Genomic DNA, 26,027 nt, shown 5'->3' on the forward strand with positions numbered 1-26,027 from the left:
CTCCCTTAGGGTCGCCGGTGGGAGAGGGGCTTTCCAAGGATCAGAACGTGCCAGCCAGCTTGAAGATCGGCAGGTACAGCGCGATCACGATGCCGCCGACCAGGGTGCCCAGCACCACCATGATGAGGGGTTCGAGCAGGGTGGAGAGGGTGTCCACCGCGTTGCTGACCTCTTCCTCGTAGAACTCGGCGACTTTGAACAGCATGCTGTCCAGCGAGCCGGACTCCTCGCCGATGCCGGTCATCTGTACCACCATGTTGGGGAACAGCCCGGTCTGTTTCATGGCCAGCTGCAACTGGTGGCCGACCGAGATGTCGTCGCGCATCTGTCGCACGGCGTCGCCGTAGACGATGCTGCCGGTGGCACCGGCCACGGCATCCAGGGCTTCCACCAGCGGCACGCCGGCGCGGAAGGTGACGCCCAGCGTGCGAGCGAAGCGGGCGATCGCGGAGTTGCGCACGATGTCGCCCATCACGGGCATTTTCAGCGCGAGGCGATCCAGGAAGTGGGCGAACTTCGGCGAGCGCTTCTTGCCGATGACGATGGCGGCGATGCTGCCGACGATGATGCCCACCACGATGTACCAGTAGCCCTGCATGAACTCCGAGGCGTCGACCAGGAACTGGGTCGGCGCGGGCAACTGCGCGCCCGCGTCCTGGAAGGTCTTGGCGAACACCGGCACCACGAACAGCAGCATGATCAGGATGACGATGAACACCACCGCCAGCACCATCATCGGGTAGAACAGCGCCTTCTTGATCTTCTTCTTGATCGCCTCGGTGCGTTCCTTGTAGGTGGCCACCGTGTCCAGCACGGTGTCCAGCACGCCCGAGGTTTCGCCGGCATGCACCAGGTTGCAGTACAGCTCGTCGAACTGCACCGGGTAGCGGCCCAGCGCCTCGTGCAGCGAGGCGCCGCCCTCGATGTTCTGCTTGACGTCGAGCAGCACGTTCTTGAAGCGGACGTTCTTCTGACCGTCGGCGATGATGTCGAAGGACTGCACCATCGGCACGCCGGAAGCCATCATGGTGGCGATCTGGCGGCTGAAGATCGCCACGTCGCCCGGCTTGATCGTGCTGCCGGAGGCGCCGAACAGCGGCTTGGCCCGTTCGCGCACGGTTTGCGGGTTCATGCCCTGGCGGCGCAACTCGGCCTTGACCAGCGAGGCGTTCTTGGCGGGCATGTCGCCCTTCATGCGCTTGCCGCGCTTGTCCAGCGCCACCCATTCGTAAGTGGTCAGTTGACTGACCTCGGCCCGCTGGGCGCCGAGCGCACGCGTCTTGTCTGCCCTTGCTTTTGCGGTTGCGGTAGCCGTGGCCATGCGCATCTTCCCCCGATGGTTCGATCTCGAAGCCGGCGCGCAGGCCGGCTGGCAAGTCATTTTCTACAGCTTAGGTCATTTTCGGCGCTGCAAACCGTGGCGCCTTGCGCAAGTTCCGCAGCGCTGCAGCCCCGCCGGGCGTCATTCCTTGGTCACCCGGTCGATCTCGGTGAGACTGGTCAGCCCCTGCTTCACCTTGAGCAGGGCCGAGGCGCGCAGGTCGTTGACCCCGGCGGCCTTGGCCACTTCGGCGATCTGCATGGCATTGCCGCCCTGCAGGATGATCTTCTGGATATCCTCCAGCATCGGCATCACCTGGTAGATGCCCACGCGGCCCTTGTAGCCCTCGTTGCAGCCCTCACAACCCACGGCCTGGTAGATGGTCAGGCCGGCGTCGATGTCGGCCTGGCTGAAGCCGGCATCCAGCAGCACCTTCGGCGGCAGCTCGATCGGCTTCTTGCATTCGTGCAGGCGCCGGGCCAGGCGCTGGGCGATGATCAGGGTCACCGACGAGGTGATGTTGTAGGGCGCGATGCCCATGTTCATCAGGCGCGCGATCGTCTGCGCCGCGTCGTTGGTGTGCAGGGTGGACAGCACCATGTGGCCGGTCTGCGCGGCCTTGATCGCGATCTCGGCGGTTTCCAGGTCACGGATTTCGCCGACCATGATCACGTCCGGGTCCTGGCGAAGGAACGAACGCAATGCGCTGGCGAAGGTCATGCCGCGCTTGGCGTTCTGCTGCACCTGGTTGATGCCCTCGACGCGGATTTCGACCGGGTCCTCCACCGTGGAGATGTTGCGCTCGGCGGTGTTGAGCATGTTCAGGCCGGTGTACAGCGACACCGTCTTGCCCGAGCCGGTGGGGCCGGTGACCAGCACCATGCCGTAAGGCTTGTGGATCGCATCGACGTAGAGCTTCTGCTGCTCCGGCTCGTAGCCCAGTTTCTCGATGCCGATCCTGGCCGCCGAACCGTCGAGGATACGCAGCACGATCTTCTCGCCGAACAGCGTCGGCAGCGAGCTGACGCGAAAGTCGATCGCGCGGGTCTTGGAGAGGTTGAGCTTGATGCGGCCGTCCTGCGGCACGCGCTTCTCGGCGATGTCCAGCTGCGCCATCACCTTCAGGCGCGAGGAGATCCGGTTGGCCATCTTCATCGGCGGGCTGGCCACGGCCTTCAACATGCCGTCCATGCGCAGGCGCACCCGGTACTGGGTTTCGAACGGTTCGAAATGGATGTCCGAGGCGCCGCGGCGAATCGCGTCGACCAGGATCTTGTTGACGAACTTCACCACCGGGGCGTCGTCCGTGGCATTGGCGTCGATGCCGGTGGATTCGGCCTCGTCGCTGCCCACCTCCAGATCCAGCTCGTCGAACTCGCCGGTATCCATGTCCGGCATGTTGTCGCGCATGGAGTTCAGCAGGTTCTCGATCGTCCGCTGCAGCGAACTGCGCTCGACCAGGATCGGCTCGACCAGGCAATTGGAATGGAACTTGATCTCGTCCAGCGCGTGCGACTGGGTCGGGTCGGCGATGCCCACGAACAGGCGCTTGCCGCGCCGGAACAGCGGCAGCGCCTGATGCTTGGTCATCAGCGCCTCGCTGATCAGGTCCAGCGGCATCGTGGTCGGGTTGAGGGAGGTCACGTCCATCATCGGCATGCCGAACTCGAGCGACAGCACCCGCGTCAGCTGCGCGTTCTCGACCAGGTTGTGATCCAGCAGCCACGCGCCCAGCGACACCTTGCGTTGCGTGCTGTCGACCATCGCCTTGCGAACGTCATCCTCGGGCAGCAGCCCTTCGGACACCAGGCGGCGCGCCATGCCGGTCAGGCCTGCGAGCGACGGTTGCGGTTGCGATGACATAACTTACGTGACCCTTTCCCCGTATGTGGTTGAATCTACCGCAGTCTGGCGTTCAGGTCATCCTTTGCCTGCAGCCGGAGTCCCGGTAGGGTGATGCGGCGCACAAGCTGGATAGTCCGATCGCCGCCGGGGCGCAAAGGCGGCTTTGGTCCAAGCGTAAGCACGGATCGCGCCAGGCTGTCGTGTGGGCATTTGCAGGTTGTCTCCCGGTTCCTTACAGTATGGTAAGGAAAAAGGAGCCAGCCATGTCGACGTCCACCATCACCAGCAAGGGCCAGATCACCATCCCTGCAGCCGTGCGAGAGGCGATGCAGGTGCGTACGGGCGATCGAATCGAGTTTGTGGAGATTGAGCCGGGTCGGTACGAATTTGTTGCCGCAACGCGGCCGATAAGGGCGCTCAAGGGCATGTTCGGCAAGCCACGAAAGAGCATGACAATCGAGCAGATGAACGCGGCGATCGCGGCGGCTGCGGCAGGCAAATGATCGGCCTCGATACCAACGTGCTGGTTCGCTACATCATGCAAGATGACGCTGCGCAGGCGAGCAAGGCTTCCGTCTTGCTCGAAAGCCTGACTGTCGATGCGCCGGGCTGGATAGCACTGATATCCATTGTCGAGCTGGGTTGGGTACTGGGCGCAGCCTATGGATTGCAGCGCGCCCAAGTGCTTGCGGCGATCGAATCCATACTGACGATCAAGGAGTTGCGGGTGGAGCGCGCCAGTCTGGCCTGGAAAGCGCTGCGTACCTGCCGTGCAACCAAGGCGGATTTGGCCGACTGCCTGATCGCCAGCTCCGCCGCCTCGGCTGGCTGCGAACGCACCATGACCTTTGACCGCGCTGCAGCCAGGTTCGTGGGCATGAGCTTGATTGCCTGACTTCGCACTCGTCGGCAGTCCTCGGCCAACCTTCACGCTATGATCCCCCTTTACCGGGGAGCCCGATCTTGAACCAGCTCAGCATCATCCTGCCTGCCAAGAACGAGGCGCCCGCGCTTGCGGCATTGCTGCCGCAACTGCGCGCGGCGCATCCGGCGGCCGAGATCATCGTGGTCGACGACGGCTCCACCGACGACACCCGCAACATCTGCGAAAACAACGGCGTGCAGTGCCTGTCTTCGCCGTACTCGATGGGCAATGGCGCGGCGATCAAGCGTGGCACCCGCGCCGCCACCGGCGACATCCTGGTGTTCATGGACGGCGACGGTCAGCATGATCCGGCCGATGTCGCGCGTTTGCTCGACCAGCTCGACCGCGGCTACGACATGGTGGTGGGCGCCCGCGACTGGAGCAGCCAGGCCGGTGTCGGTCGGGGCATCGCCAACACCGTGTACAACTGGCTCGCCACCAAGATGACCGGCCACCCCGTGCTCGACCTCACCTCCGGCTTCCGCGCCGTGCGCGCCGACAAGTTCCGCGAATTCCTGCACCTGCTGCCCAACGGCTTCAGCTACCCCACCACCAGCACCATGGCGTTCTTCCGCAGCGCCTACGCGGTCGCCTACGTCCCGATCACGGCTGCCCAGCGAGTCGGCAAGAGCCACATCCGGCCGCTCAAGGATGGCATCCGTTTCCTGCTGATCATCTTCAAGATCGCCACGCTGTATTCGCCGTTGAAGTTGTTCCTCCCCGCAAGTGCGGTTTTTTTCCTGCTGGGCTGCGCGAATTACGCGTGGACCTACAGCCATTACGGCCGGCTCACCAACGGCAGCATGTTGATGTGGAGCGCCTGCGTGATCGTGTTTTTGATCGGGCTCATATCCGAACAGATCACGGGGCTGATTTACCGACAAGATCAAAGCTGAGCGTGCGGCTGGCATTGTTCTACTGAGCAAGGGTTATACGTCAATGGCATCTGCAACAAAGCGCGCGTTGATCACAGGCGTCACTGGGCAAGACGGTGCGTATCTGGCCGAGTTTCTGCTCGATCGCGGGTACGAGGTTCATGGGATCAAGCGTCGTGCGTCCTCTTTCAATACAAAGCGCATCGATCACCTGTATCGCGACCCGCATGACCCCGGGGTGCGCTTTTTCCTGCACCACGGGGATGTCACGGACACCTCCAGCCTCATACGGATCATGCAGCAGGTGCAGCCGGACGAGGTCTACAATCTGGCCGCGCAAAGCCACGTAGCCGTCTCGTTCGAGCAGCCTGAATACACCGCCGACACGAATGCGCTTGGCACGCTACGGCTGCTCGAGGCCATTCGCATCCTCGGGATGCAGGGACGAACCCGGTTCTACCAGGCATCGACCTCGGAAATGTACGGGCTGGTCCAGGAGACCCCGCAACGGGAAACCACGCCATTTCACCCGCGATCCCCGTACGCCGTGGCGAAGCTCTACGCGTACTGGATCACGGTCAACTACCGTGTCGCGTACGGCATCCATGCGAGCAACGGCATCCTGTTCAACCACGAGTCTCCGGTTCGTGGCGAGAACTTCGTGACGCGCAAAGTCACTCGCGGTCTGGCGCGCATCAGGCTGGGTCTGCAGTCGTGCCTGTACCTGGGAAACCTGGATGCGAAGCGGGATTGGGGGCACGCGCGCGACTATGTCGTGGCGCAATGGATGATCCTGCAGCGCGACCAACCCGACGATTACGTGATCGCCTCAGGACATCAACGCAGCGTTCGCGAGTTCGTGATCGCGGTCGCGCGGGAAATGGGGATCGGACTCACATGGCGGGGTACCGGGCTGGACGAGCAGGGTATCGATGAAAAAGGGCGGGTTATCGTTGCCGTTGACCCGCGCTATTTCCGCCCCGCCGAGGTCGACACACTGCTGGGTGACGCCAGCAAGGCAAAGCGTGAGCTGGGCTGGGAGCCGAAGATCGGCTTCGATGAGCTTGTGCGCGAAATGGCCCAAGCCGACCTGCGTGACGCGGAGCGCGATGCGTTGATCCGACAGCACGGTTACCACGCCGACGACTTCAACGAGTAACCGCATGCAACTGGCGCGGAACATGGCGGTGGCGATGGCCAACTCGGTCGTCGTGGTGCTGATCAACCTGATCGCGCTGCCGTTCTATCTGCGATTCCTCGGCATGGAGGCGTATGGCCTCATCGGGTTTTACGCGACGCTGCAGACAGTATTTCAAGTGCTCGATCTCGGACTGGCGCCGACTGTCAGTCGCGAAATCGCGCACGGCGCGGAGACGGGGCAGCAGCGTCGTTCGGCTTCACTGCTGCGTACCCTGGGAATCGTGTACACGGGTATGGCGGTCATGATCGCGGTGATCGTCGCGTTTGTCTCGCCATGGATCAGTACACACTGGCTACAAGCGGAGGCGCTGCCGACGACAACCGTCACGCAAGCCGTGACGTTAATGGGGGTCAATCTCGCCTGTCGTTGGCCGATCAGCCTTTACCATGGTGGATTAATAGGTGCGCATCGGCTTGCGCGGTCGGCAGCAACGAGCATGGCCGTCAATATCTGTGCCGCGATCGTTACCATCGCGGTCCTTGCGTGGAGCGTCCGAAGCATCCAGGCATTCTTTGTCGTGCAGGCAATCTTTGGCTTATTGCAGGTGATCGTGCTGCGCGTGCTTGCTCGGCGGGCGGTGGGTGAATGCGATGCGCCGTATGATTTTGGCGACTTCAGACGAGTATGGAACTTCTCGGCGTGGATGGGCGGCGTAGCCATCGCCGGTTTGTTGGTCTCCCAGTTCGACAAGATTGTGTTGAGCCGGTTGGTTTCGCTCGAGTCATTTGCACACTACATGTTGGCTGCGTTGCTCGTAAGTGGCCTGCAGATCCTCACGATGCCGGCGTTCAACACGCTTTACCCGAAGTTTTCTGCGCTCATCGCGCGCGGCGATATGTTGGCGCTTGAATATCTCTACGACTCGGCAGCGAAGCTGTTCGCTACGGCTTTGTTTGCGCTCGCGTTCGGTGTGGTATTTCAGACGGGTCCGCTCGTAACGTTGTGGCTGGGCGATCCCCGCATTGCGGCAGAAATCGCCCCCGTTGCCGCGTGGCTGGCTGTCGGTTCGGCCCTCAATGGCGTTATGTACTTTCCGTACAGCCTCCAGCTCGCTTCAGGTCAACCCAAGCTGGCGTTCGCCATCGCACTCGGTCTGCTGGTCACCATAATCCCTACGGTTCTCTTGTTGGCCACGCGTTTTGGGATTCTTGGTGGAGCGCTAGGTTGGGCCGCGACCAACATGCTCTACGCGGTAGTAGGAACATGGCTTACTGGCCGAAGGGTCGCGGCTTTCGCGGGCGTGTCATGGCTGTTGCGCAACGTGTGCATTCCGGTACTTGCGACGCTCGTTCCGGCATTGCTTGGTGCATGGATATGCCGCATGCTCGCCGTCGGGCCATGGGCAGCCCTTGGGATTGGCGGCATAGCGGCGCTGGCAGGCATCGCAATGAGCGTCGCAGGCAGCTTCTCGCCAAGTGAATTCAAGCGTTTGGTGGCCATGGCATTCGGTCGCGCAGCGCCGGCAAACTAGTAAGTAGCGGGAGAGGGAATGCTGAGCAAGGCCATCGAATACTTGATAGACCACAAGGATCGCCAACGCATTGCGATCGCTCTGGCGAAAGGAGCCGCGTCGCGCGCAGCCCGGCGGGTCGATCTGCAGTACCCGGCGACGTGGGAATTCTCGGGTTTCAGCCAGAACGGCGAAGACGGCATCATTGATGTGCTGCGTACCCAGTTGAAACGAGCGAACCGCTATATCGTCGAGATCGGTGCTGCCGAGGGAACAGAAAACAACAGTAGCTGGCTGCTGACCACGGCAGGCTACGAAGGTCTGATGATCGAAGGCGACCCGCGACAGTCCGCGCGCGCGCGCCGCAATATTGGACGCTACAGCATCGGCAGCCAGTTCGTGTCCATGTTCGTCACGCTGGGGACGGTGGACGCGATCCTGGGCAAGGTTGCGTTCCGCGATCCCGACGTGTTCTCGCTCGATATCGACGGCAACGACTGGCACATAGCGAATGCATTGTTCGCACGCGACTTCCGCCCGAAGATCGTGTCGGTGGAGTACAACTCGGCGTATGGACCGGAGCGCAGTGTCGCTTCGAGGTACCGCGATGACTTCAGGCGCTCGACAGCGCATCCTTCGCAGTTGTACTACGGCGTGTCATTGACCGGCTGGAAGGCGTTCTTCGACAAACGTGGCTATCGCTTTGTCAGCATCGATTCCAACGGCGTCAACGCCTTTTTCGTGGACGCGCAGCAACTGGATGACGCGTTCATGGCGGGCTTGCAGTCGCGGCAGGGGTTCATCGAGAACCGTTACCAGCTGCGGGCCTATGGCCGTGACCATACCGGCCAGTTCGCATTGATGGCGAGCCAGCCGTTTGAGCAGGTGTGATGCATCCGCGGCTATCCATCTGTATCGCGACCCTGAATCGCGCCGCGTTCATCGGCGAAACGCTGGACACGATTGTCGCCCAGTTGCGCGATGACACCGAGTTGCTCGTTGTCGATGGTGCGTCGAGGGACAACACGGCCGAGGTCATGTCCCGATACGTAGCGGCCGACCTCCGCGTGCGTTACATCTGCCTACCGCTGAACTCGGGCGTTGACCGGGACTACGACATCGCCGTGTCGCATGCCCGCGGCGACTATTGCTGGTTGATGACGGACGACGACCTGCTGAAACCTGGCGCCGTTGACCGCGTGATGGCGGCGCTGGAGGGCGACGTCGAACTCGTGGTTGTCAACACGGAAGTACGTACCGTCGACTTTGGGGGCACGTTGCGACGTACGCTGGTTGCCACTGGCGCGAGTTCTGAGTACGCGCCGCAGGATGCCGATCGCCTGCTCGTCGACACGGCACACGCGCTGAGTTTCATCGGCTGCGTGGTCATCAGTCGACGCTTCTGGAACGCACGCGACCGTGTTGCCTATTACGGCTCGCTGTTCATCCACGTCGGAGTGATCTTCCAGTCGCAAACGCCGATCACGCATGTCATTGCGGAGCCGTTGATCACGATCCGCTACGGTAACGCAATGTGGACTCCGCGCGGCTTCGAGATCTGGATGTTTAAGTGGCCATCTCTGGTATGGTCCTTCGACAGCGTATCTGCACAGGCAAAGGCCCGGATATCTGCGCCTGAACCCTGGCGGCAACTGCGCAAGCTCTGGCTCTATCGCAGCATCGGTGGCTATGCGCGGGACGAGTACGACCGCTTCTTGGCCAAACACTCCATGCCCCGGAACAAGCGGCTGCTCTCCCGCGCCATCGCGGTGATACCTCCGGGTTTGGCCAATGCGCTGTCCAGCCTTTATTGCGGGATACTTGCACGCCACGCGCGCATGAACATCTATGACTTGGCGCGCAGTCCCCATGCATCCTTCGTTTCGCGTGCAGTGGCACGCTCGGTCGGTTTTTGATGAGCACGGCTTTCATTACTGGCATTACCGGGCAGGATGGCAGCTATCTGGCGGCAGACTTGCTGGATGGCGGGCATCGCGTCATCGGGCTGCTGCGCACAGGGCGGGCGCCGGGCGTGATGCTCGGCGGTGTCGAATATGCGGAGTGGGATTTCACTGATATCGGCGCACTCACGGCGTTGTTGCACAAATTTCGGCCGGGCGAGTTCTACAACCTTGCGGCGCTCTCGTCCGGTGCCGGCATGTACGACGACCCGGTAGCGATCGGCGAGCTCAACGGCATGGCGGTTGCGCGAATGTTGAGCGCCATTCTCGACGCCGACGCGTCCATCCGGTTCTGTCAGGCTTCGAGTAGCGAGATGTTCGGCGACCCCGTCTCGTCGCCACAGAATGAATCGACGCCCTTTCGGCCATGCAGCCCCTATGGTGCTGCAAAGCTCTTTGCGCATACGGTCGTAGGGGCGTATCGCATGCGGCACGGAGTGTTCGCGTGTTCGGCGATTCTCTACAACCACGAGAGTCCCCTGCGCGGACGGGCCTTCGTGACACGTAAAATCGTGGATGCTGTAGCTCGCATCCGCGCCGGCCTCGTGGACGAACTCAAGTTGGGCGACCTCGAGGCGCAGCGCGACTGGGGGTACGCGCCCGACTATGTCCGTGCACTGCGTTTGATGCTCGCTCACGGCGAGCCTGACGACTATGTGGTGGCCACCGGGCAGCTGCATTCCGTGCGGGAGTTCTGCGAGCTTGCGTTCGCGCATGCTGGCCTCGACTATCGCGACTGGGTAAGAGAGAACGAAGCTGACGTGCGTCCGGATCGCCGTGGCCAGGTCGTGGGCGACGCTACCAAGGCCAAGCAAATTCTGGGGTGGTGTCCATCGACGGATTTCGGCACGCTCGTGCGACTGATGGTCGACGCTTCGATCGCGTCGCTTGCTAACAAGGACTCGGTGTCATGACCCAACCGATTCACCGCTGCCGCGTGTGCGACAGCACTCGCCTTGAGCCGGTACTCGATCTCGGCGAGCAGATGTTGACCGGCGTGTTTCCGCACACGCGGGACGCGCAGGTAACCCGTGGGCCGTTGCAACTGGTCAAGTGCATGGCTGACGACGGTTGCGGCCTGCTGCAACTCGCGCATTCCTATGATCTTGGCGAGATGTACGGCGACAACTACGGATACCGCTCGGGCCTCAACGCGAGCATGGTGCGCCACCTGGGCGCAAAGGTGGCTCGTATCTGCGAACTCGTGTCGCTGCGTCCGGGCGATCTGGTGGTCGATGTGGGTTCCAACGATGGCACCACGCTCGGGGCGTACCCGGAGTCGATCGGCGCCGACCTGCTTGGTATCGACCCCACCGCCGCGAAGTTCCGGCAGTACTACAAGGCGCATGTCGACCTGTGCGCGGATTTTTTCACCGCCGCCAAGCTGCGCGAGGTTCGCCCCGGCAAACAGGTGCGGGTGCTGACCTCGTTCTCGATGTTCTACGACCTCGAATCGCCCATCGCCTTCATGCGCGATGTACATGGCGTGCTGGCCGACGATGGCATATGGGTGTTCGAGCAGAGTTACATGCCTGCGATGCTGGATGCGCTGTCCTACGACACGGTTTGCCACGAGCACCTGGAGTACTACGCGTTGAAGCAGGTGAAATGGATGGCCGATCGTGTCGGCTTCACCATCATCGACGTCGAATTCAACGACGTGAACGGCGGCAGCTTCTCGGTGACCGCGGCCAAATCGACTTCGGGCATGCCCCAAAGCCCCGAGGTGGCGCGCGTGCTCGCCGAGGAACGTGCCCGCGGGCTGGACACGCTTGCGCCGTTCGAGGACTTCGCCCGACGCACGTCACAGTCGCGTTCGGGCCTGCGCGCGTTTCTCGCAGAGGCCAGGGCGCAAGGGAAGACCGTCGCCGCGCTGGGCGCTTCCACCAAGGGCAACGTGCTGCTGCAGTATTGCGGCATCACGACCGACGACGTCGCCGAGGTGGGCGAAGTGAACCCCGACAAGTTCGGCACGTTGACGCCCGGAACCTTCCTGCCGATCCGCCCCGAGACCGACGTGCTCGCCCACGACCACGACTACCACCTGGTGCTGCCGTGGCATTTCCGGTCCCACTTTCTCGCCAATCCCCGCTACGCCGGACGCACCCTGGTGTTCCCGTTGCCGGAGCTGCAGGTCGTGCGTGCCGGGAGCGAGCCCGCCTGATGTTGCGGACGCAGCCCACGGAAAAGCCCGCGCCGCGCGCCCGCGCGATCGCCTTCTACCTTCCGCAGTTCCATCCGACTCCGGAAAACGACGAGTGGTGGGGCAGGGGGTTCACGGAATGGACGAACGTCGTGGCCGGCACACCGCGCTTCAAGGGGCACGGCCAGCCGCACCTGCCGGCTGACCTCGGCTTCTACGACCTGCGCGTCCCCGAAACGCGGCAGCAACAGGCGGACCTGGCCCGTGCGGCCGGTATCGAGGCGTTCTGCTATTACCACTATTGGTTCAAGGGAAAGCGCCTGTTGAACCGGCCGCTCGACGAGGTCCTCGGATCGGGTGCGCCGGACTTTCCGTTCTGCCTGTGCTGGGCGAACGAGAGCTGGTCGCGCGCATGGAGCGGGCGCGAGCATGACCTGCTCGTGCAGCAGACCTATGACGATGCGGACGACGCTGCACACATTGCGTGGCTGTGCGGCGTGTTTCAGGATTCGCGCTATCTGCGCGTCGACGGTCGCCCGCTCTTTCTGTTCTACATGCCCGAGAAGCTGCCGGATGCGACTCGCCTGCTAGCGCAGTGGCGCACCGAGTCACTCCGGCGGATCGGCATCGAGCCTTGTTTCTGTGCCGTACAAACAGGCTTCTCGACGCGCGACGCGGCGGGCCTGTGCGCGCTCGGTTTCGACGGCGTGGTGCAGTTCGAGCCGAACCGTAGCCATTTTCCCACGCCAAGGAATCCGGCCGGCCGGGCGGTCTCCTTTCTGCGGCATGCGCTTCCCGCGCGCTGGTACGACGCCTTGCGCAACAACGCGCGGCTTGGGCAACGCAACATCAATACCGTGGTCGACTACGCCTCCTATGTCGACCGGAGCATGGTCGGCAGCGCGCTCGACGACACGACTTACCCCGTTGTATTTCCGAGTTGGGACAATTCGGCACGCCGGACGTCCGCGACAATCATCGAGAATCACGACGCCGGTCAGTACAGGCGCTGGCTGGAGGACGCCGTCAACCGCGTGGGATCGCGCAGCGCCGAGCAGCGCCTCGTGTTCATCAATGCCTGGAACGAGTGGGCTGAAGGCTGCCATCTCGAACCGGATCGCCGGCACGGGCTTGCCTTCCTGGACGCGACGGCCGAGGCCTTGGGGAGCCGCTAGCCTTCGTCGCGTTGAGACGATGACATCTTTACTGCCCTCCCAAACGAGTCCGCGACGCCAGCTCAGGGGGCGTAGCTGATTCCGGTCATCGGACCTTGGGTATGCCGTAGCGCGCCAGCATGGCCACCTTGCGCAACTGCCAGCGAACCACGGAGAACCATGCTGTCGCAGATATGGCGCGCCCGCCCTGCACCTCGCTGCGTCGCGCGCGCAGCGTCGCCCATTCGCGAAATGGTTCGGTGAGCGCGGGCAGGTAAATTTCGCGCCACAAGGTCAGGTCACGGCGCAGGATCGACAGCACGAGACCTTCGATTGTCAGGGCCGCCAGATGGGCGAACAGCAGCGGCCACATGGTGAGGCCCGGGGTCAGGATCATCATGGTGCGGGTCTTGTTGCGTTCGCTCAGTCGACGCCGCCGGATCGAGGTGCGTAATCCCTCTTCGGCGCGGTTTCCACCAAACGTCGCACCCTGGCGGTGGCGGTAGCCGCTGGTGGTCAGCGCCGTGACGGGAAGTCCCCGCAACCTGGCGAGGCCGCACAGATACATGTCCTCTGCGATGGATTCGAACCATTCCGGCAACCCGCCCAGTTCGTTCCAGACGCAGCGAGGCAGGAACATGCAGGCGCCGATGACGTAGGCGACCTGGTGCCGCTTCGGGTCCAGGTTGGGGATCGGATTGCAGAATGGATCCAGCAGGCAGCCGCGATCGACCAGCTTGCCGCTTTCCCAGTCGTACTGGGGCAAGGTGAGGATGCCGGGGCGACCGGAAGCGCGCGCCGCACCGACCAGAGTCTCCAGCGCTCCCGGGTACAGCGCGGCGTCATTGTTGAGCAGCAGGATGTATTCGCCGCGGGCGTGGTTGGCCATGCGGTTGTTGCCCGCGCAGAAGCCGACATTCTCCCGGCTGGCCAGCAGCTCGACCTGCGGATAGCGCTCTCGCAACAGGGCTATCGAGCCGTCGGTCGATGCATCGTCGTGCACGATGATTTCGACGTCGCCGTCGATGCGCTGGGCGAGCACGGAAGCGATGCATTCGTCCAGGATCGCCGCCCCGTTGTAGTTTGCGATGCAGACCGAACAGACCGGGGCCGCCGGACGGTTCAGTGCCGGGTACGGTTGAACCAGTCCCATGTCTTTCGCAGGCCTTCTTCAAGTGAGGTCGCAGGCACCCAGCCGTAACGATCTCGCGCCATGGTGGAATCCATCACGATCTGCCGCGCATCCACGGGTCGATCCAGTTCATGGCTACGCAGCAGCGGTGTGCCGGTCACCTTTTCGATGGTGTGGAAGAGTTCGTTCAGGCTGACGCCGGTACCGCTGGAGGCGTTCAATACCTGCGCGCCAGCGGGCATCGGTGAAGAAAGTATCGCCGTGCACAGGGCAACGAAGTCGTCGATGTACAGGTAATCGCGCACGATCGAACCGTCACCCCAGACCGGAAGGGTTTCGCCGCGCATCAGCTTGCCGAAGCAGGCCGGCACGATGCCGAAGCCCGGCCGTTCGAGCTGACCGGGGCCGTAGATGTTGGAAGGCCGCAGCAGGATGGCCTGGCCCTCGTACTGATGGCACCACGCGGTGATGAGGCATTCGGCGGCCACCTTGGCGGCGCCGTGGTAGGAACGCGGCTGCACAGGCGAGGCTTCCGTCGATGGATCGGCCGAGCTTGCCGCGTACAAGCTGCCACCCGAGGACAGGTAAAGCAGTTTCACGCAGGGGTTTGCCTGCAGCGCCTGAAGCAGCGCGGCTAGCGGCAACAGGTTGCCCCGCACTTCGTCGAGAGGCCGCCCGCTCGAGGTGCCGGGTGTGGAGTTGGAAGCCAGGTAGACCACGGTGTGGCATCGATCCAGCAACTCGGCGAACGGCTGCGGGTCGGTCGCCGCGCCAACCACTGACTCAACGCCGGCCACGTCATGACCGAAGGGCCTGCGACTGACGGCGATGACCTTGTTGCCGCGGGAAGACAGCGCCCGGATCAGGTGTTGCCCGACGAACCCTCCGGCGCCTACCACCAACACTTGGTCATCCATCGACGGATCCCTCAAGCAATCTGCGGTAGATCGTGGTGTAGCGTCTGGCACAGTCGTCCCAGGTGCCGAACCTGTTCGCCGCCCGTTGCCTGGCGGCTTCACCGAAGCGCTGGTTGGTGGTGTCCTCTTCCAGTTGCTCCAGGGCCTGGCGATAGGCTTCGGCCGAGCTGCACAGAATGCCGGTTTTTCCCGATTCGACAAGGGCGGCGTGCGCAGGCATGTCGGACGCGATGATAGGCAGGCCGGCAGCCATCGCCTCGAGCATGACCTGCGGGCGACCTTCTGCGTGGCGACTCAGGGTGACGAGCCCGCATGCCTGCGGAAACCACTGGGATGCCAATTGATGGGGTGACGCGGCACCGTGGTAATGCACCCAGTCGGGGATGGCGATATTTTCCTGCATGGGGCCGAACAGATGCAGCTCACGGTCGCCGTTGGCGAAACACCCCCGCGACCACTCGAACAGCGGGCCCAGCTTGTCGGCGGTGAGACGCGTGACCACCAGCCAGCGCCGGGGCTGCGATCCGGCGGACTGCCGCTGGATGGCGTACCAGCGCTCCTCGATCCCGAACGACACCGGGATAACTTCCGCGATGTCGCCGAATGCCGCCTCAAGCGGCGCCTGCATCCACTCCGCATTCGGACAGAGGGCGACCCGGCGACGGCGCATGGCGCGACGCAAAAAATGGCGCACGAAAGGCAAACGGAGCAGCTTGAGGTCGTTGCCCAGCGCCGTGATTAGCGCCGGCTTGCCGTTGTCCGGAAGCGGCAGCGCGCACTGCAGCCAGTTCACGTGGTAGACATCGATGTCCGTATTCCGGCGATAGGCGGAAGCAAGCATGCGCAGCAGCTTCAAGGGCGCCAGCAGCGAGTTCAGACCGCCCTGGCGCATGAGGTGCGAAATGCCGCCCGCTGACATGAGTGCGGCGAGCCAGGCGCTTTCCGCTGGCGTCGTGGCCTGGGTTGCGGTTGCCGGAAGTTCGCCGGGCGGTGCCCAGACACTCAGATGCATGCCGTCCGACCGCGCCAGCGCGTCCACCATCCGCAGAACGAAGGCGCCACGCCAGTCGGCTGCATCGCGCGGATAGGAAGTGCTGAGCAGGAGTACGCGCATGCGATCCACAATGGTCCTGGGGTTCGGGCTTTCGATCACTGCAACCCGGGCAGGGTGCGCAATTGCATCAGCGTGGCGTCGAGTCGCCCTCCGTAATTCAGCGACTCCAGTTGCTTCAGTTCGTCGCGTGCCGCGCCGTTGCTGCCGGTGCCTGACAACATCCGGATCAGGGTGATCCGGTAAGCCGGTTCTTCCGGCGCCGCCTTGACGGCATCCCGGGTTAACTCCAGTCCGAGCGTGTGGTCGTCAAGCACGTTCCACGCATAGTCACCGTAGGAGGACAGGAGGCGGGCGCTGGGGGGCTGGTGCGACAGGGCGGCCACGTAGGCTTCGACCATGCGCCGCTTCGACAGGTTGCAACGCTGCTCGCGCGCGCACTGGGTAAGCGCTCCGAGCGAGCTTTCGTCCTGCACTCCGGGCTTGTGGGACCGCAGTTTCGCGATCAGGCTTTCCCACCAGGCGTCCTTGATCGGGATGCTCATGCGCGAGTTCATGAAGATCAGCGCTTGCTCCGGGAGGATGGAGGATTCGGGCAGCGCGGCAGCTCTTTCCAGCGGCGCATAGGCCAGTTGGGTGAATGGCGAGGTGGGATCGTAGTGCGAATAGATGATGTAGGTGCGGCCCAGTTCGTACTGGGCACGCGGCGACAGCGGCGCGCGGGACGCAAGGTCTTCGGCCAGCCGCAGGGGGTTGCCCCATGCATGGGCAGTGAGGGCGGTCAGGCCGGCCCAGCACAGCAGGGCTCCGGCCAGCAGTGCATATCGCGGCAGCGCCATGGTCGTTGCGGGAGGAACCGCCAGCAGGGGCACGATGGCCAGCAGCAGGCCGAAGCTGGCGAAGTAGTTGCGGTGCTCGTAGATCAGTTCCAGTGGCAGGATCGTGCCGGTGAGCAATTGGCAGCCGAGAAAAAGCCCGATGCCCAACGCTGCCAGCGGCAGGCGCTTGCGCAACCAGACCATCGTGGCGACCAGCAAGCCAAGTAACACGATGCTGGCCAACGTTGTCCAGGGCGCGAGCAGCCCGGTCGAGATGCGGAAGTCGTCGTGGTAGAACGAAAGCGCATCCGGCGTGGGCAGCAGCGTCCAGCGGATGTAATCGACCACGATGCGCGCCTCGCTGAGCAGGCGGGTGCGCAGCGAAAAATCCCGTGTCGCCCACACGGCGGGGTTGAAGATGCCGGGCGTCAGCCAGGCCAGCCCTACCAGCATCGGAATCAGCAACACCACCACGAACAGGCCGGCAAGGCGCAGGTCGCGACGGCCATTTGCCGCGCGGAAACGGAACACCAGCCACTCCACCAGCACGGCATAGAGCGGCAGCATCACCGCGGTTTCCTTGGCCAGCACGCCCACGCCCGTGCACGCCACAATGCTGGTCACGCAAAGCAGGAACCCTCGGATCTCCTGCGACAGCCTGGCCCGGGCCGCTGACAGGGCGAGGTACGAATCGGAATCTGCCAGCGGTCCGCCAAGCATGCGCTGGCGACCCGCGACGTATCCCAGCAGACCGAGCAGCACGAACAGGTTGGCCATGCTCTCCATGCGCTGTACCACGTACAGCACGCCGGTGAGGTTAATCGGCAGCAACATCCAGCCGGCTGTGATCAGCGCGGCGACTATGCCCGCGCGTCGCTCCGTGGCTGCCATCGCTCCCGCCGGGATGCTCCGCAGCAACGCGCGGGCCAGCAGGAACACCAGCAGGCCGTTGAACAGATGGATGACCAGGTTGGTCAGCTTCATCCAGTAGGGGTCGAGTCCGCTGACCAGGTAGTTGGCCGCAAAACTCAGCGACGCCAGCGGGCGCTTGAACTCGCTGGACGGCGAAGACAGCGCCGCGCCCACCAGTGACGAAAAACTGGCGTCGGGAGGCTGCACGCCATGGTTGTCGACGATGTTCGGGTAGTCATCGAACAGGAAGCCGCCGGAAAGGCCCGGGCAATAGATCGCGAAGGTCACGATCAGTGCGGCAAGCAGCAGCCACCAGCCGGAGCGGTTGTTCGATAGGATGGACGGGTGCCCGGGCGTTTGATTCATTCGGTGGCGTGGGACTGGTGTGCGGCGTCGTCGCGCAGTGTAGCGCGCAGGTGCGCCAGCTCCTTCGGCCAGTAATGTTGATGCCGCAACACCCAGGCATGGATGCGCGGCATGCCGAAGCCGGTCTCGTACGCCTGCTCCGGCTCGATCGCCATATGGTCGAGATGGGCCAGACCCTGCCGAGGGAATCCGCTGGCGCCCAGCAGGGCAGCCTGTTTCAGTGCGGCGGAAACACGCACCTGCTTGTCCAGCGCCTGGTTGAACTCCGCCAGCGCGGTGTTTGCGTCACCCTGCCTGAGCGCCAGATGGCCAAGCAGGTAGTGGAGATCCTGCTGGCGTCCCGGGTTGTCGGCGAGGTGGGGGTTGGCCAGCGCCGCCTGCAGCAGACTGCCGAGCGTGGCGTAGGTCAATTGCGGGCAGGAGGGGTGCGCCGCCTGATCCATCGCGCGCTCGAACCAGTTGACCAGCAGCGTGCCCGGGTCCCGGGTCGTGCGCAACGCGTGACGCGAGGCCTCCAGCGTTCGCGCGTCCACATGGCCAAGCAGGCATTGCGCGCCGAACAGGTTCAGTGCCAGTTGCACCTGGTCCGGTGCCTTGGCGAGGGGTTCGAGCAGGCGGTGGATGGCTTGCACGGGCTCGCCTGCGCTCATCTCCAATTGTGCCGCATTGGCCTGCGCACGTGGGGACTGCGGGTTCAGCCGCGCCCACAGCAATGCCTGGTCGTGGCTGTTGCCCCAGAGGCTGGCGCGGGCGTGTGTCATCAGTCCCAAGCCCGCCAGGATCACGGCAGCCAACCCCCACTTGGCGAACTGGATCCTGTGGTCGAAAGGAGCGGGGTTCGCTGGGCTGGTCCGGATGACTGCCTTCTCTTCGTCATTCTCGTGCAAAGTGGAATCGCCCTCGATTCGCCCTGCGGCCGGCGCAGCCCGCACGCTGCACAGCCAGAGTGCCAACGGCCAAAACATCAACAGCGCCGGCAGATAGTTGCGATGCTCGAAAAACAGCTCCAGCGCCACTGTGCTGGACTCAAGCGACTGGCCCACGAAATAGAACAGGATCGCCAACGCCGCGGCTGGCCAGCGCCGGCGCAACAGCCATGCGCCCGCGATGAGGGCGACGATGGCCAACAGGGCGGGCAGCGTGGTCGCTGGCGACCACAACGAGGTCGATGCCTGGACCTGATCGTTGAACAAGCCCGGCGTGAACGGTCGCGGCAGCCACAGCAGGTCGAAGTAATCCATCAACACGCGCGGTTCGCTCAGCAGGCGCTGGCCAAGCGTCCACGGGCGTACTGACGAAACGCCGCGGGTAAAGCCGATCCAGCCCTGATGCAGCAGATAGCCCGTAACGAGGGCAGTGGGCAACCAGCCGAACAACTCCATGCAGCGGCGATACGCGCGCTGCTGTTTGCTCGCAAATGCGGGTTGCGAACGCGGCGAAGTAGAACGCAGGAATACATGCTCCACCACCAGCGCCAGCGCGGGCAGCAGGATGCCATTAGCCTTGCTCAGAACGCCGAGCACGGTGCAACCGCCCAAGCCGAGGGCGATCCACAAGGTGCCGCGCCAGGTTTGGCCCCCCGCCAGGGCCGTTCGTCCATGCAGCCAGGCCAGCAGGCCGAGCAGAGTGAAGGTGGCCGGCAGCATCGCCTCGCGCTGCACGACGTACAGCGTTGTGGAGACGAACAGCGGATGCAGCACCCACATGCCGGCACCGATGACGGCGGCGAGGTCGCTGCGATGGCCGCCCGCACGCTTCATGGCCATGCGTCCGAGCCGACGTAGCAGTAGTGCCAGCAGCACGCCGTTGACCAGGTGCAGGACCAGGTTGGTGCGCTTGAACGGGTAGGGGTCGGCCGGCCAGTCGCGAGCATCCAGCAGAAAGCTCAGCAGGGTCAGCGGCCGCCCAGTCGGGTCTGCCTTGCCGGAGGTGATGTAGCGCCAGAACGTGGGCCAGGTGTCGACCGGACCGGTGGCACCCAGCGCGGGAAGGTTGCCGAAATCGTCGAACAGGAAGGAGCCGTGGAGGCCTGGATGGTAGACAAGGACCGCTACCAGCAGGAGCAGGCAGGAGAGCAGCCCGAGCGGCAGACGTGAGGGTCGTGCGGAGATGGCTGGTTCCTCCAGACAAGAGAAGGGCCGCTCGTGGCGGCCCTTCCGATCATCGCAGAAACGATGCTGTTACTGACGGCACGACGTCGGCAGGTACTTCGTGTCGACCGTGGTGTAGGTCGCGTTCTTGCAGCTCCACTCGATCGAGCCCGCGTGGGTGATGGCGGACAGGCCGAAGAACTTGCCGTTGATCGCCTTGTTCGCAGCATTGCCGAAGGTCACTTTGATGATGCCCGGGTTCGTGCCAGCATCGACGCTGGTCACGTACTTGCCCCGGATGTCGGTGGCAGCAGCAAGGCCCGCAGACTTATTGGTGCTGGGGAACGTGCCGGTGTTGGAGTAGAACTCCGAGATTGCGGTCTTGGAGCCGTCGGCCAAGGTCGAAGCTTCCGAAACCTGCGAGCGAACCAAGTAGTCTTGGTAGGCCGGGATGGCTATGGCGGCGAGGATCGCGATAATCGCGACCACGATCATCAGCTCGATCAGGGTAAAGCCTTTCTGCATGCTCTTCATGGTGGTTCCTCTGTGTTGGTTAGCTAACCGGTGATGCCCCCTGAGCCCCAGTCCTGGATCCCCCTAGGCAGGATCGGACCCCTTACTCAATGGTCAGGAACGACCAGGAAGCTCGCGGAAAAGTGAAGCAGGTTGCATGCCACTTGTACCGCTGGTGTATTCCCGCATATCGCGAGCTCTTGGATTGTGCCTTTCGTCACGAATGGCCGCAAGCGTTGGTACGACTGGAAGTTCGTTATTCCGTTTGTGGCAAAGTAGCCATCCTGGGTGTTGGCGTGCCGTGTCAGTTAGTGACGCGTTGCGTCAGTTTGTGAGGTAGAGGGGATGCTTCTTCCTTCGATCTACTTTCGGCAGGATGAGGGCAGGTACTTGCCGTCGACGGTACTGGGGGCGCAAGTCCACAGGATGCTGCCCCCCACGGTGGTAGGTGACAGCACGAGCACTGCGCTGCGAATAGCCGTGTTGGCTTTGGCACCTTGGAACGCCACAGTAATCGCGCCGTCAGTCACATCCACGCTGGACACGTAGCTGCCGTGTATATCGCTTTTTGGAGCCAGCCCGGCAGATTGGTTGTTCGGCGGATACTCGCCCTTGTTGGATACGTAATCCCACACGGCCGATTTCGCACCAGAAGCCAGACTCAGGCCTTCAGTGACTTGGGCACGGACCAGATAGTCCTGGTATGCCGGAATGGCTATGGCGGCAAGGATGGCGATGATCGCGACCACGATCATCAGTTCGATCAAGGTGAAACCGGCAGACTTGTGCTGGCGTTGCATGGGAGACCCCCTTGGGATGAGGGGGGGCAGGCACGATTTGTACCAATTTTTGCCAGCAGGACGTGCGCCAGTTCACCGTTCTTACGACGACGGCTGCCGAGAGCCTGCAGGGATACTGACGGCTAGTGGCTCGGATAGGCATTAACCGGGATCGGTCCGTCGTTGTTGCCACCACACTGCGATCGTATAGAGGGTTGTCAACGCCAGGAGGATCTCGAAGGGACGGAACGGAATCGAATAGCGCGGCTCGGCTTGCAGCATTGAGTAAACGAGCGTCACAAATGCAACAAGGGATAGTGTGGAGATCAGTGCGACTCGGCATGTCGTTGGTGGCCTCGACCCCAGTCGATTCCGCTGAGGCCAGCCGAACAGGAAGGCTGCGAGCGCAAGGAGCATCAAAAGCGTGTTTGCAGCGTGGCAGATGGCCGCCAGTGCAATCCACATTGGCTGGGTCTGAAACGGTGCATTCCTAGTTGGAAAGACGAAGATGTCACCTTGTCCGATCTCAATACTCCAACCCCACAACAACGCGGGCTTCTGGATCAGGTACCACCGGGCAAACTGCAACGGGTGCTGGGAAAAGCGCCTGAGCATGGCTTCTACGCCGTGCAGAGGTGAGCTCCGAAGTTGTGCATAGTCATCGTCCACATGCTGGAATACGGCCTTGGCCCTGGCCTTCGCTTCTTCGTCGCCGAGCACGGAATCGCGCCATGCAGACTGGAACTCCAGCCTGCTGCCTTGGGCGAGATTGAGAAGAGCACGGTCCGTTGAGGAAGTGCCTGTAACCGGTGCCACAACGATGGCGTTTCGCAGTGCCCACGCGGATGGCAGAACGCATGCCCCTAGTGCCAACGCAATGCATAGCTTTCGGGGGCTCAACCCGCGCCACGCAAGGAGAGCTGCCAGCAGCATGCCAAAGGGCAGTAGTACCGCGTTGGTCAAAGCGGCTGCCCCGAAGATCAATCCGGCCAACGCCGCTAGATGTGTGCTCCTTCGTTGGAATGCCACTGCGCCGCTGAGGATGCCGAGAACAACCAGAAATCCAAAAACCGTCTCACTGAGCAGGTAGCCATTGATCGTGATGCTGTGTGGCCAAAGCGCCATCATCACGCCCGCAGCAGCAGCCCACGGAAGTGGTAGCCAGTGCCGCCCCAACTGGGTAGCGAAAGCCACAGTGAGTGCGCCAAGCAACGCTTGACTCAATAGAACCGCAGCGTACCAAGCATCCCCGGCGCCCAGAGCTTTCATCCACAGCGCGAGAAACGCCGGATAGCCCGGGTCACGGTAATTGTCTGGATGGATGACGGTGGCGCCAGGAAGGTCTTTCGAAAAGATACCGTGGTTGCTCAGGTTCAGCGCGTATGCGTAGTACTGTGTCGCGTCACCGCGCACCGGCTCCAGGACCAACGCGTGGCTGACGTAATACCAGCGAAGCCCGAATGCAAACAGGAAGATGGCGAGAAGAACCAACCATTCGTGCCAGCGTCTGATCTCTCCGTCGTCACTTGTGGTCATGTGGGAAATATTGGCTTCAGGGCTACGGCGGAACGCGTAGTATGCACGGTGACGCGTAGTACGGGCTGTCGCGCCGAGATCCGACAGAAGTCATCTGGCTGATCGATACGTCCAAGCGTTATGCAACACGAACGTTGTCGGCGTGACCAGCGCAATTACCAGCGCGATCCCTAAACGGTAATCCAGACCTGCAATTTCGGCGGCCGCAGCGATGGCTGTAGTAGCGAGGCAACCGAATACGGCGACGCAAACGTAGCGGCGCAGCGTGCGACGATCCATGCGGCTAGCGAAGCTCCACATCGTATTCATCGCGTATGAGAACGCCGTAGCGGTGACAAATGCGATGGGGTTGGCGATGTACGGAAGCGTGTGCAGCCGAGCGATCAGGGTCACCGCGACCAGCACGTGGATGCCGGTGGCGATCAACCCGGTGACGCCGAAACGCAGCAGCCGCCCTAGCCACGGGAGTCGACGCCATACCTCACTTTGCACGCGCAATGCCCATCAGTGAAACGCCTGCAGGAAGATTGAAGCGGGTCAGCATGCGTCGCTCAAAGGAAAAGATGGCGCAGAGTATCGAATTCACGGGTTGGGCGGGAACGCCGGTTCCGGACGATCTTTCCCGTGAGGCGATTCGATCCTTCAGTCGGACCAGTGCCGCCAGAGGCAGCAGCAGCATGTTGAAGTAGGTGATCCGGTCAATGGACAGACCGCTGTCGGTGAAGACCCGGCGCAAGGCGCGGGCGGTGTAACGCCGTTTGTGATGCAGGAAAACATCGTGCGCGCTCCACAGCCATTGATATGCCGGCACGGTGATCAATACGCGCCCGCCGGGCGCTAGGTGGTTCCGCAGCACGGCAAGGGTCTCTACGTCTTCGTCGATGTGCTCCAGCACGTCGAACAGGCAGATGAGGTCGAATTGCTCGCCCGGGAAAGGGATGGCGTGCGGGCAACTGCCGGCGCGCAAGGTGAACTGGCTTGTGGCCTTTTCCGCCGCGAGTTTTCTGGCGTTGTCATCCATCTCGACAGCACTCACGCTGCCGTGGCGGGACAGCATGAGCAGATTGCCGCCGGTGCCGGAACCCACTTCGAGGATGCGTGCGGAGCGCGGCAGCGCCAGGGTCTCGATGATGCGGTCGATGATCCTGCGCCGTCCTCGGAACCACCAGTGCGTGGACTCCGTCGCGGCCATCTCCGCATAGGCTTCAGGGTTCATGGTGGACGCCGTGTACCTGCCGTACCACGTACACCGGCCGTTGTTTCGATTCGGTGTAGATGCGTCCGATGTACTCGCCCAGGATGCCGACGCTGAGCAGTTGCAGGCTGCCGAAGAACAGGATGGCGACCAGCAGGGATGCGTAGCCGGGTACATCCACGCCGTAAAGCAGCGTCCGGGTGACGATGAAAACAAGGTAGATAAAAGTCAGCAACGCGCTGCATGCGCCGATATAGGTCCAGATGCGCAACGGTGCGGTGCTGAAACTGGTGAATCCTTCCAACGCGAAGTTCCATAACTTCCAACCGGTGAACTTGCTGGTGCCCGTGGCTCGCGGCTGGCGCGTGTAGTCGATCACCTCCGTGCGAAAGCCGATCCACGCGAACATGCCCTTCATGAAGCGCTGGCGTTCGGGCAGGCGCTTCAATGCGTCGACCGATGCGCGATTCATCAGGCGAAAATCACCCACGTTGGCGGGTATTTCCAAGTGCGAGACGTGATTGTGGATCTTGTAAAACAGGTTGGCGGTGCCGCGCTTGACGAGTGAGTCCCCGGTGCGGTCGACGCGTCGCGCCAGCACCACGTCGGCGCCGAGGCGCCACTTCTCGATCATTCGGGCGATCAGTTCGGGTGGGTCCTGCAGGTCGGCGTCCATCGGAATCACCGCGTCGCCGGTAGCGGCGTCCAGGCCGGCGGTCAGGGCTGCCTCCTTGCCGAAGTTTCGCGACAGTTCGATGACCTTGATGCGAGGGTCAATGCGCGCTGCGGTCAGCAGTCGAGTGAGCGTGTCGTCCTTGCTGCCGTCCTCGACGCAGATGATCTCGAATGTCGTCGCCTCGATGTCGGCAAGCGTCGCGGTGATGGCCTCGAGGAATACCTCGACACCCTTGCCTTCGTTGTAGAACGGCACGACCAGCGATACGACGGAGCTTGCTTGCATATCCGACACCCGACCCTGCGGCGCCGGGCAGGAACCCACGGCGTCGCCAGATGGTAGCGTACTGGCCCCCAAGGAGCGCTCAAGAGGAGCGATTTTTTAGCAGTCTGCCATCTCTGTGGTCGTTCCCCGGTTATCCCCCGACGCTGTCCGGGTTGGTGTGCACACAGCCCGGCTAGGGGAACGCACAGGTTTCTGCTCACGCGCAAAGCTTGTCCGTGACGTACCGGTTGAGGCTGATGCCTTGCTCCGCTGCCTGCATGGCGAGCGCCTTGTGGCGTTCGGGCGGGATGCGCACCTGGAACTTGCCCGAGTAGGACTTGGCGCTCATCGGCTCCGGCGGTGCTTCGCCATGGGCCTCCATGTCGCTGACGGTCTCACCGACCACGCGCACGATGCCCGCCAGTGCCTTCGCCTGGTTGCCGTGCAGCCATGACAGGCTCGGGAATTCGGCGCACAGGCCTACGTATTCGGCGTCTTCCGGGGACCAGATGACGCGGTAGGTGTAGTGACGAGCGTCCATCATTTGTCCTCCAGCTTCTTGATTGCTTGCAGCACTTGCCGTACCTGGTACAGCTTGGCCTTCCCGGCGTCACCTTTCTGGATGTTCACGCGGGGATCGCCATGCCAAGGCGTCTTGTATACGCGATGACTTGTGCCTTCCTGCCTCGCCTTTCCGAAATGGTGATCGCAGACCTTGCAGAGGTCGGTATAGGCCACGCTTTTCGGTGCCTGGCGCATCCGTTCCATCAGATCCGTGATCTTGTCCATGTGAAAACGTAGTATCAATAATGATACTGTTCAAGTAGGCCGCCGCGCATGGTTGTTGCCACGGTCATTCCGGACACGCTCGAGGGAATGCTGTCGCCGCGTTGACTTCGCTCC

General features: G+C 62.8%; 25 protein-coding genes. 10 read left to right on the plus strand and 15 right to left on the minus strand.

Going from position 1 to position 26,027, the window contains the following annotated elements:
- Positions 1–40 precede the first annotated feature (40 nt).
- The gene (locus ACFCQI_RS12330; protein WP_395117093.1) at positions 41–1,321 is read right to left on the minus strand and encodes a type II secretion system F family protein; all 1,281 of its coding nucleotides are present in this window, start codon (positions 1,319–1,321) and stop codon (positions 41–43) included.
- 141 nt (positions 1,322–1,462) lie between these two features.
- On the minus strand, positions 1,463–3,184 hold the full coding sequence (pilB, locus tag ACFCQI_RS12335) for a type IV-A pilus assembly ATPase PilB (protein ID WP_395117095.1): 1,722 nt from the start codon (positions 3,182–3,184) through the stop codon (positions 1,463–1,465).
- 245 nt (positions 3,185–3,429) lie between these two features.
- Here pilB and ACFCQI_RS12340 point away from each other — a divergent pair, with 245 nt between their 5' ends.
- The 10 genes from ACFCQI_RS12340 (at position 3,430) to ACFCQI_RS12385 (ending at position 12,896) form a co-directional block, all read left to right on the plus strand.
- Positions 3,430–3,669: an AbrB/MazE/SpoVT family DNA-binding domain-containing protein gene (locus ACFCQI_RS12340; protein WP_395117097.1), complete on the plus strand. Its 240-nt coding sequence runs from the start codon at positions 3,430–3,432 to the stop codon at positions 3,667–3,669.
- Entirely contained in the window at positions 3,666–4,061 is a 396-nt protein-coding gene (locus ACFCQI_RS12345) for a PIN domain-containing protein (RefSeq protein WP_395117099.1), read from the plus strand. The genes ACFCQI_RS12340 and ACFCQI_RS12345 overlap by 4 nt, the downstream gene beginning before the upstream one ends.
- Positions 4,062–4,129: 68 nt before the next feature.
- Positions 4,130–4,987: a glycosyltransferase family 2 protein gene (locus ACFCQI_RS12350; protein WP_395117101.1), complete on the plus strand. Its 858-nt coding sequence runs from the start codon at positions 4,130–4,132 to the stop codon at positions 4,985–4,987.
- A 43-nt stretch (positions 4,988–5,030) separates the two neighbouring features.
- Positions 5,031–6,125: a GDP-mannose 4,6-dehydratase gene (gene gmd / locus ACFCQI_RS12355; RefSeq protein WP_395117103.1), complete on the plus strand. Its 1,095-nt coding sequence runs from the start codon at positions 5,031–5,033 to the stop codon at positions 6,123–6,125.
- Between the two features lie 4 nt (positions 6,126–6,129).
- Positions 6,130–7,638, plus strand: a complete 1,509-nt coding sequence (locus tag ACFCQI_RS12360) for a lipopolysaccharide biosynthesis protein (RefSeq protein WP_395117105.1) — start codon at positions 6,130–6,132, stop codon at positions 7,636–7,638.
- 18 nt (positions 7,639–7,656) lie between these two features.
- Positions 7,657–8,508 (plus strand): hypothetical protein, encoded by an 852-nt coding sequence (locus ACFCQI_RS12365; protein ID WP_395117107.1) that lies wholly within the window; start codon positions 7,657–7,659, stop codon positions 8,506–8,508.
- Positions 8,508–9,533 carry a glycosyltransferase family 2 protein gene (locus ACFCQI_RS12370; RefSeq protein ID WP_395117109.1) on the plus strand — a complete coding sequence of 342 codons (1,026 nt, stop codon included), beginning with the start codon at positions 8,508–8,510 and terminating at the stop codon, positions 9,531–9,533. The genes ACFCQI_RS12365 and ACFCQI_RS12370 overlap by 1 nt, the downstream gene beginning before the upstream one ends.
- Entirely contained in the window at positions 9,533–10,492 is a 960-nt protein-coding gene (locus ACFCQI_RS12375; protein ID WP_395117110.1) for a GDP-mannose 4,6-dehydratase, read from the plus strand. Before ACFCQI_RS12370 ends, ACFCQI_RS12375 begins: the two co-directional genes overlap by 1 nt.
- Positions 10,489–11,742, plus strand: a complete 1,254-nt coding sequence (locus tag ACFCQI_RS12380; protein WP_395117112.1) for a class I SAM-dependent methyltransferase — start codon at positions 10,489–10,491, stop codon at positions 11,740–11,742. Before ACFCQI_RS12375 ends, ACFCQI_RS12380 begins: the two co-directional genes overlap by 4 nt.
- Positions 11,742–12,896, plus strand: a complete 1,155-nt coding sequence (locus ACFCQI_RS12385; RefSeq protein WP_395117114.1) for a glycoside hydrolase family 99-like domain-containing protein — start codon at positions 11,742–11,744, stop codon at positions 12,894–12,896. Before ACFCQI_RS12380 ends, ACFCQI_RS12385 begins: the two co-directional genes overlap by 1 nt.
- An 85-nt stretch (positions 12,897–12,981) precedes the next feature.
- Here ACFCQI_RS12385 and ACFCQI_RS12390 read toward each other — a convergent pair whose 3' ends face one another.
- The 13 genes from ACFCQI_RS12390 to ACFCQI_RS12450 form a co-directional block, all read right to left on the minus strand.
- Complete coding sequence (locus ACFCQI_RS12390; RefSeq protein WP_395117116.1) at positions 12,982–14,028, minus strand: glycosyltransferase family 2 protein; 1,047 nt, start codon at positions 14,026–14,028, stop codon at positions 12,982–12,984.
- Positions 13,998–14,924: an NAD-dependent epimerase/dehydratase family protein gene (locus ACFCQI_RS12395; RefSeq protein WP_395117118.1), complete on the minus strand. Its 927-nt coding sequence runs from the start codon at positions 14,922–14,924 to the stop codon at positions 13,998–14,000. Before ACFCQI_RS12395 ends, ACFCQI_RS12390 begins: the two co-directional genes overlap by 31 nt.
- Positions 14,917–16,038 carry a glycosyltransferase family 4 protein gene (locus tag ACFCQI_RS12400; RefSeq protein ID WP_395117120.1) on the minus strand — a complete coding sequence of 374 codons (1,122 nt, stop codon included), beginning with the start codon at positions 16,036–16,038 and terminating at the stop codon, positions 14,917–14,919. The genes ACFCQI_RS12395 and ACFCQI_RS12400 overlap by 8 nt, the downstream gene beginning before the upstream one ends.
- A 35-nt stretch (positions 16,039–16,073) precedes the next feature.
- Positions 16,074–18,071 (minus strand): hypothetical protein, encoded by a 1,998-nt coding sequence (locus ACFCQI_RS12405; RefSeq protein ID WP_395117122.1) that lies wholly within the window; start codon positions 18,069–18,071, stop codon positions 16,074–16,076.
- Positions 18,068–19,831, minus strand: a complete 1,764-nt coding sequence (locus ACFCQI_RS12410; RefSeq protein ID WP_395117124.1) for a tetratricopeptide repeat protein — start codon at positions 19,829–19,831, stop codon at positions 18,068–18,070. Before ACFCQI_RS12410 ends, ACFCQI_RS12405 begins: the two co-directional genes overlap by 4 nt.
- Before the next feature lie 420 nt (positions 19,832–20,251).
- Positions 20,252–20,695 carry a pilin gene (locus tag ACFCQI_RS12415; protein ID WP_395117126.1) on the minus strand — a complete coding sequence of 148 codons (444 nt, stop codon included), beginning with the start codon at positions 20,693–20,695 and terminating at the stop codon, positions 20,252–20,254.
- 341 nt (positions 20,696–21,036) lie between these two features.
- On the minus strand, positions 21,037–21,474 hold the full coding sequence (locus ACFCQI_RS12420) for a pilin (RefSeq protein WP_395117128.1): 438 nt from the start codon (positions 21,472–21,474) through the stop codon (positions 21,037–21,039).
- A 141-nt stretch (positions 21,475–21,615) separates the two neighbouring features.
- Positions 21,616–22,989, minus strand: a complete 1,374-nt coding sequence (locus ACFCQI_RS12425; protein ID WP_395117130.1) for a hypothetical protein — start codon at positions 22,987–22,989, stop codon at positions 21,616–21,618.
- A gap of 90 nt (positions 22,990–23,079) precedes the next feature.
- Entirely contained in the window at positions 23,080–23,481 is a 402-nt protein-coding gene (locus tag ACFCQI_RS12430; protein ID WP_395117132.1) for a GtrA family protein, read from the minus strand.
- Positions 23,471–24,205: a class I SAM-dependent methyltransferase gene (locus ACFCQI_RS12435; RefSeq protein ID WP_395117134.1), complete on the minus strand. Its 735-nt coding sequence runs from the start codon at positions 24,203–24,205 to the stop codon at positions 23,471–23,473. The genes ACFCQI_RS12430 and ACFCQI_RS12435 overlap by 11 nt, the downstream gene beginning before the upstream one ends.
- Positions 24,195–25,217: a glycosyltransferase family 2 protein gene (locus tag ACFCQI_RS12440; RefSeq protein ID WP_395117136.1), complete on the minus strand. Its 1,023-nt coding sequence runs from the start codon at positions 25,215–25,217 to the stop codon at positions 24,195–24,197. Before ACFCQI_RS12440 ends, ACFCQI_RS12435 begins: the two co-directional genes overlap by 11 nt.
- A gap of 124 nt (positions 25,218–25,341) precedes the next feature.
- Positions 25,342–25,668 (minus strand): type II toxin-antitoxin system HicB family antitoxin, encoded by a 327-nt coding sequence (locus ACFCQI_RS12445; RefSeq protein ID WP_395117138.1) that lies wholly within the window; start codon positions 25,666–25,668, stop codon positions 25,342–25,344.
- Complete coding sequence (locus ACFCQI_RS12450; RefSeq protein WP_395117140.1) at positions 25,665–25,913, minus strand: hypothetical protein; 249 nt, start codon at positions 25,911–25,913, stop codon at positions 25,665–25,667. The genes ACFCQI_RS12445 and ACFCQI_RS12450 overlap by 4 nt, the downstream gene beginning before the upstream one ends.
- Positions 25,914–26,027: the final 114 nt, after the last annotated feature.

Source organism: Rhodanobacter sp. FW102-FHT14D06 (assembly GCF_043950705.1).
GTDB lineage: Bacteria > Pseudomonadota > Gammaproteobacteria > Xanthomonadales > Rhodanobacteraceae > Rhodanobacter.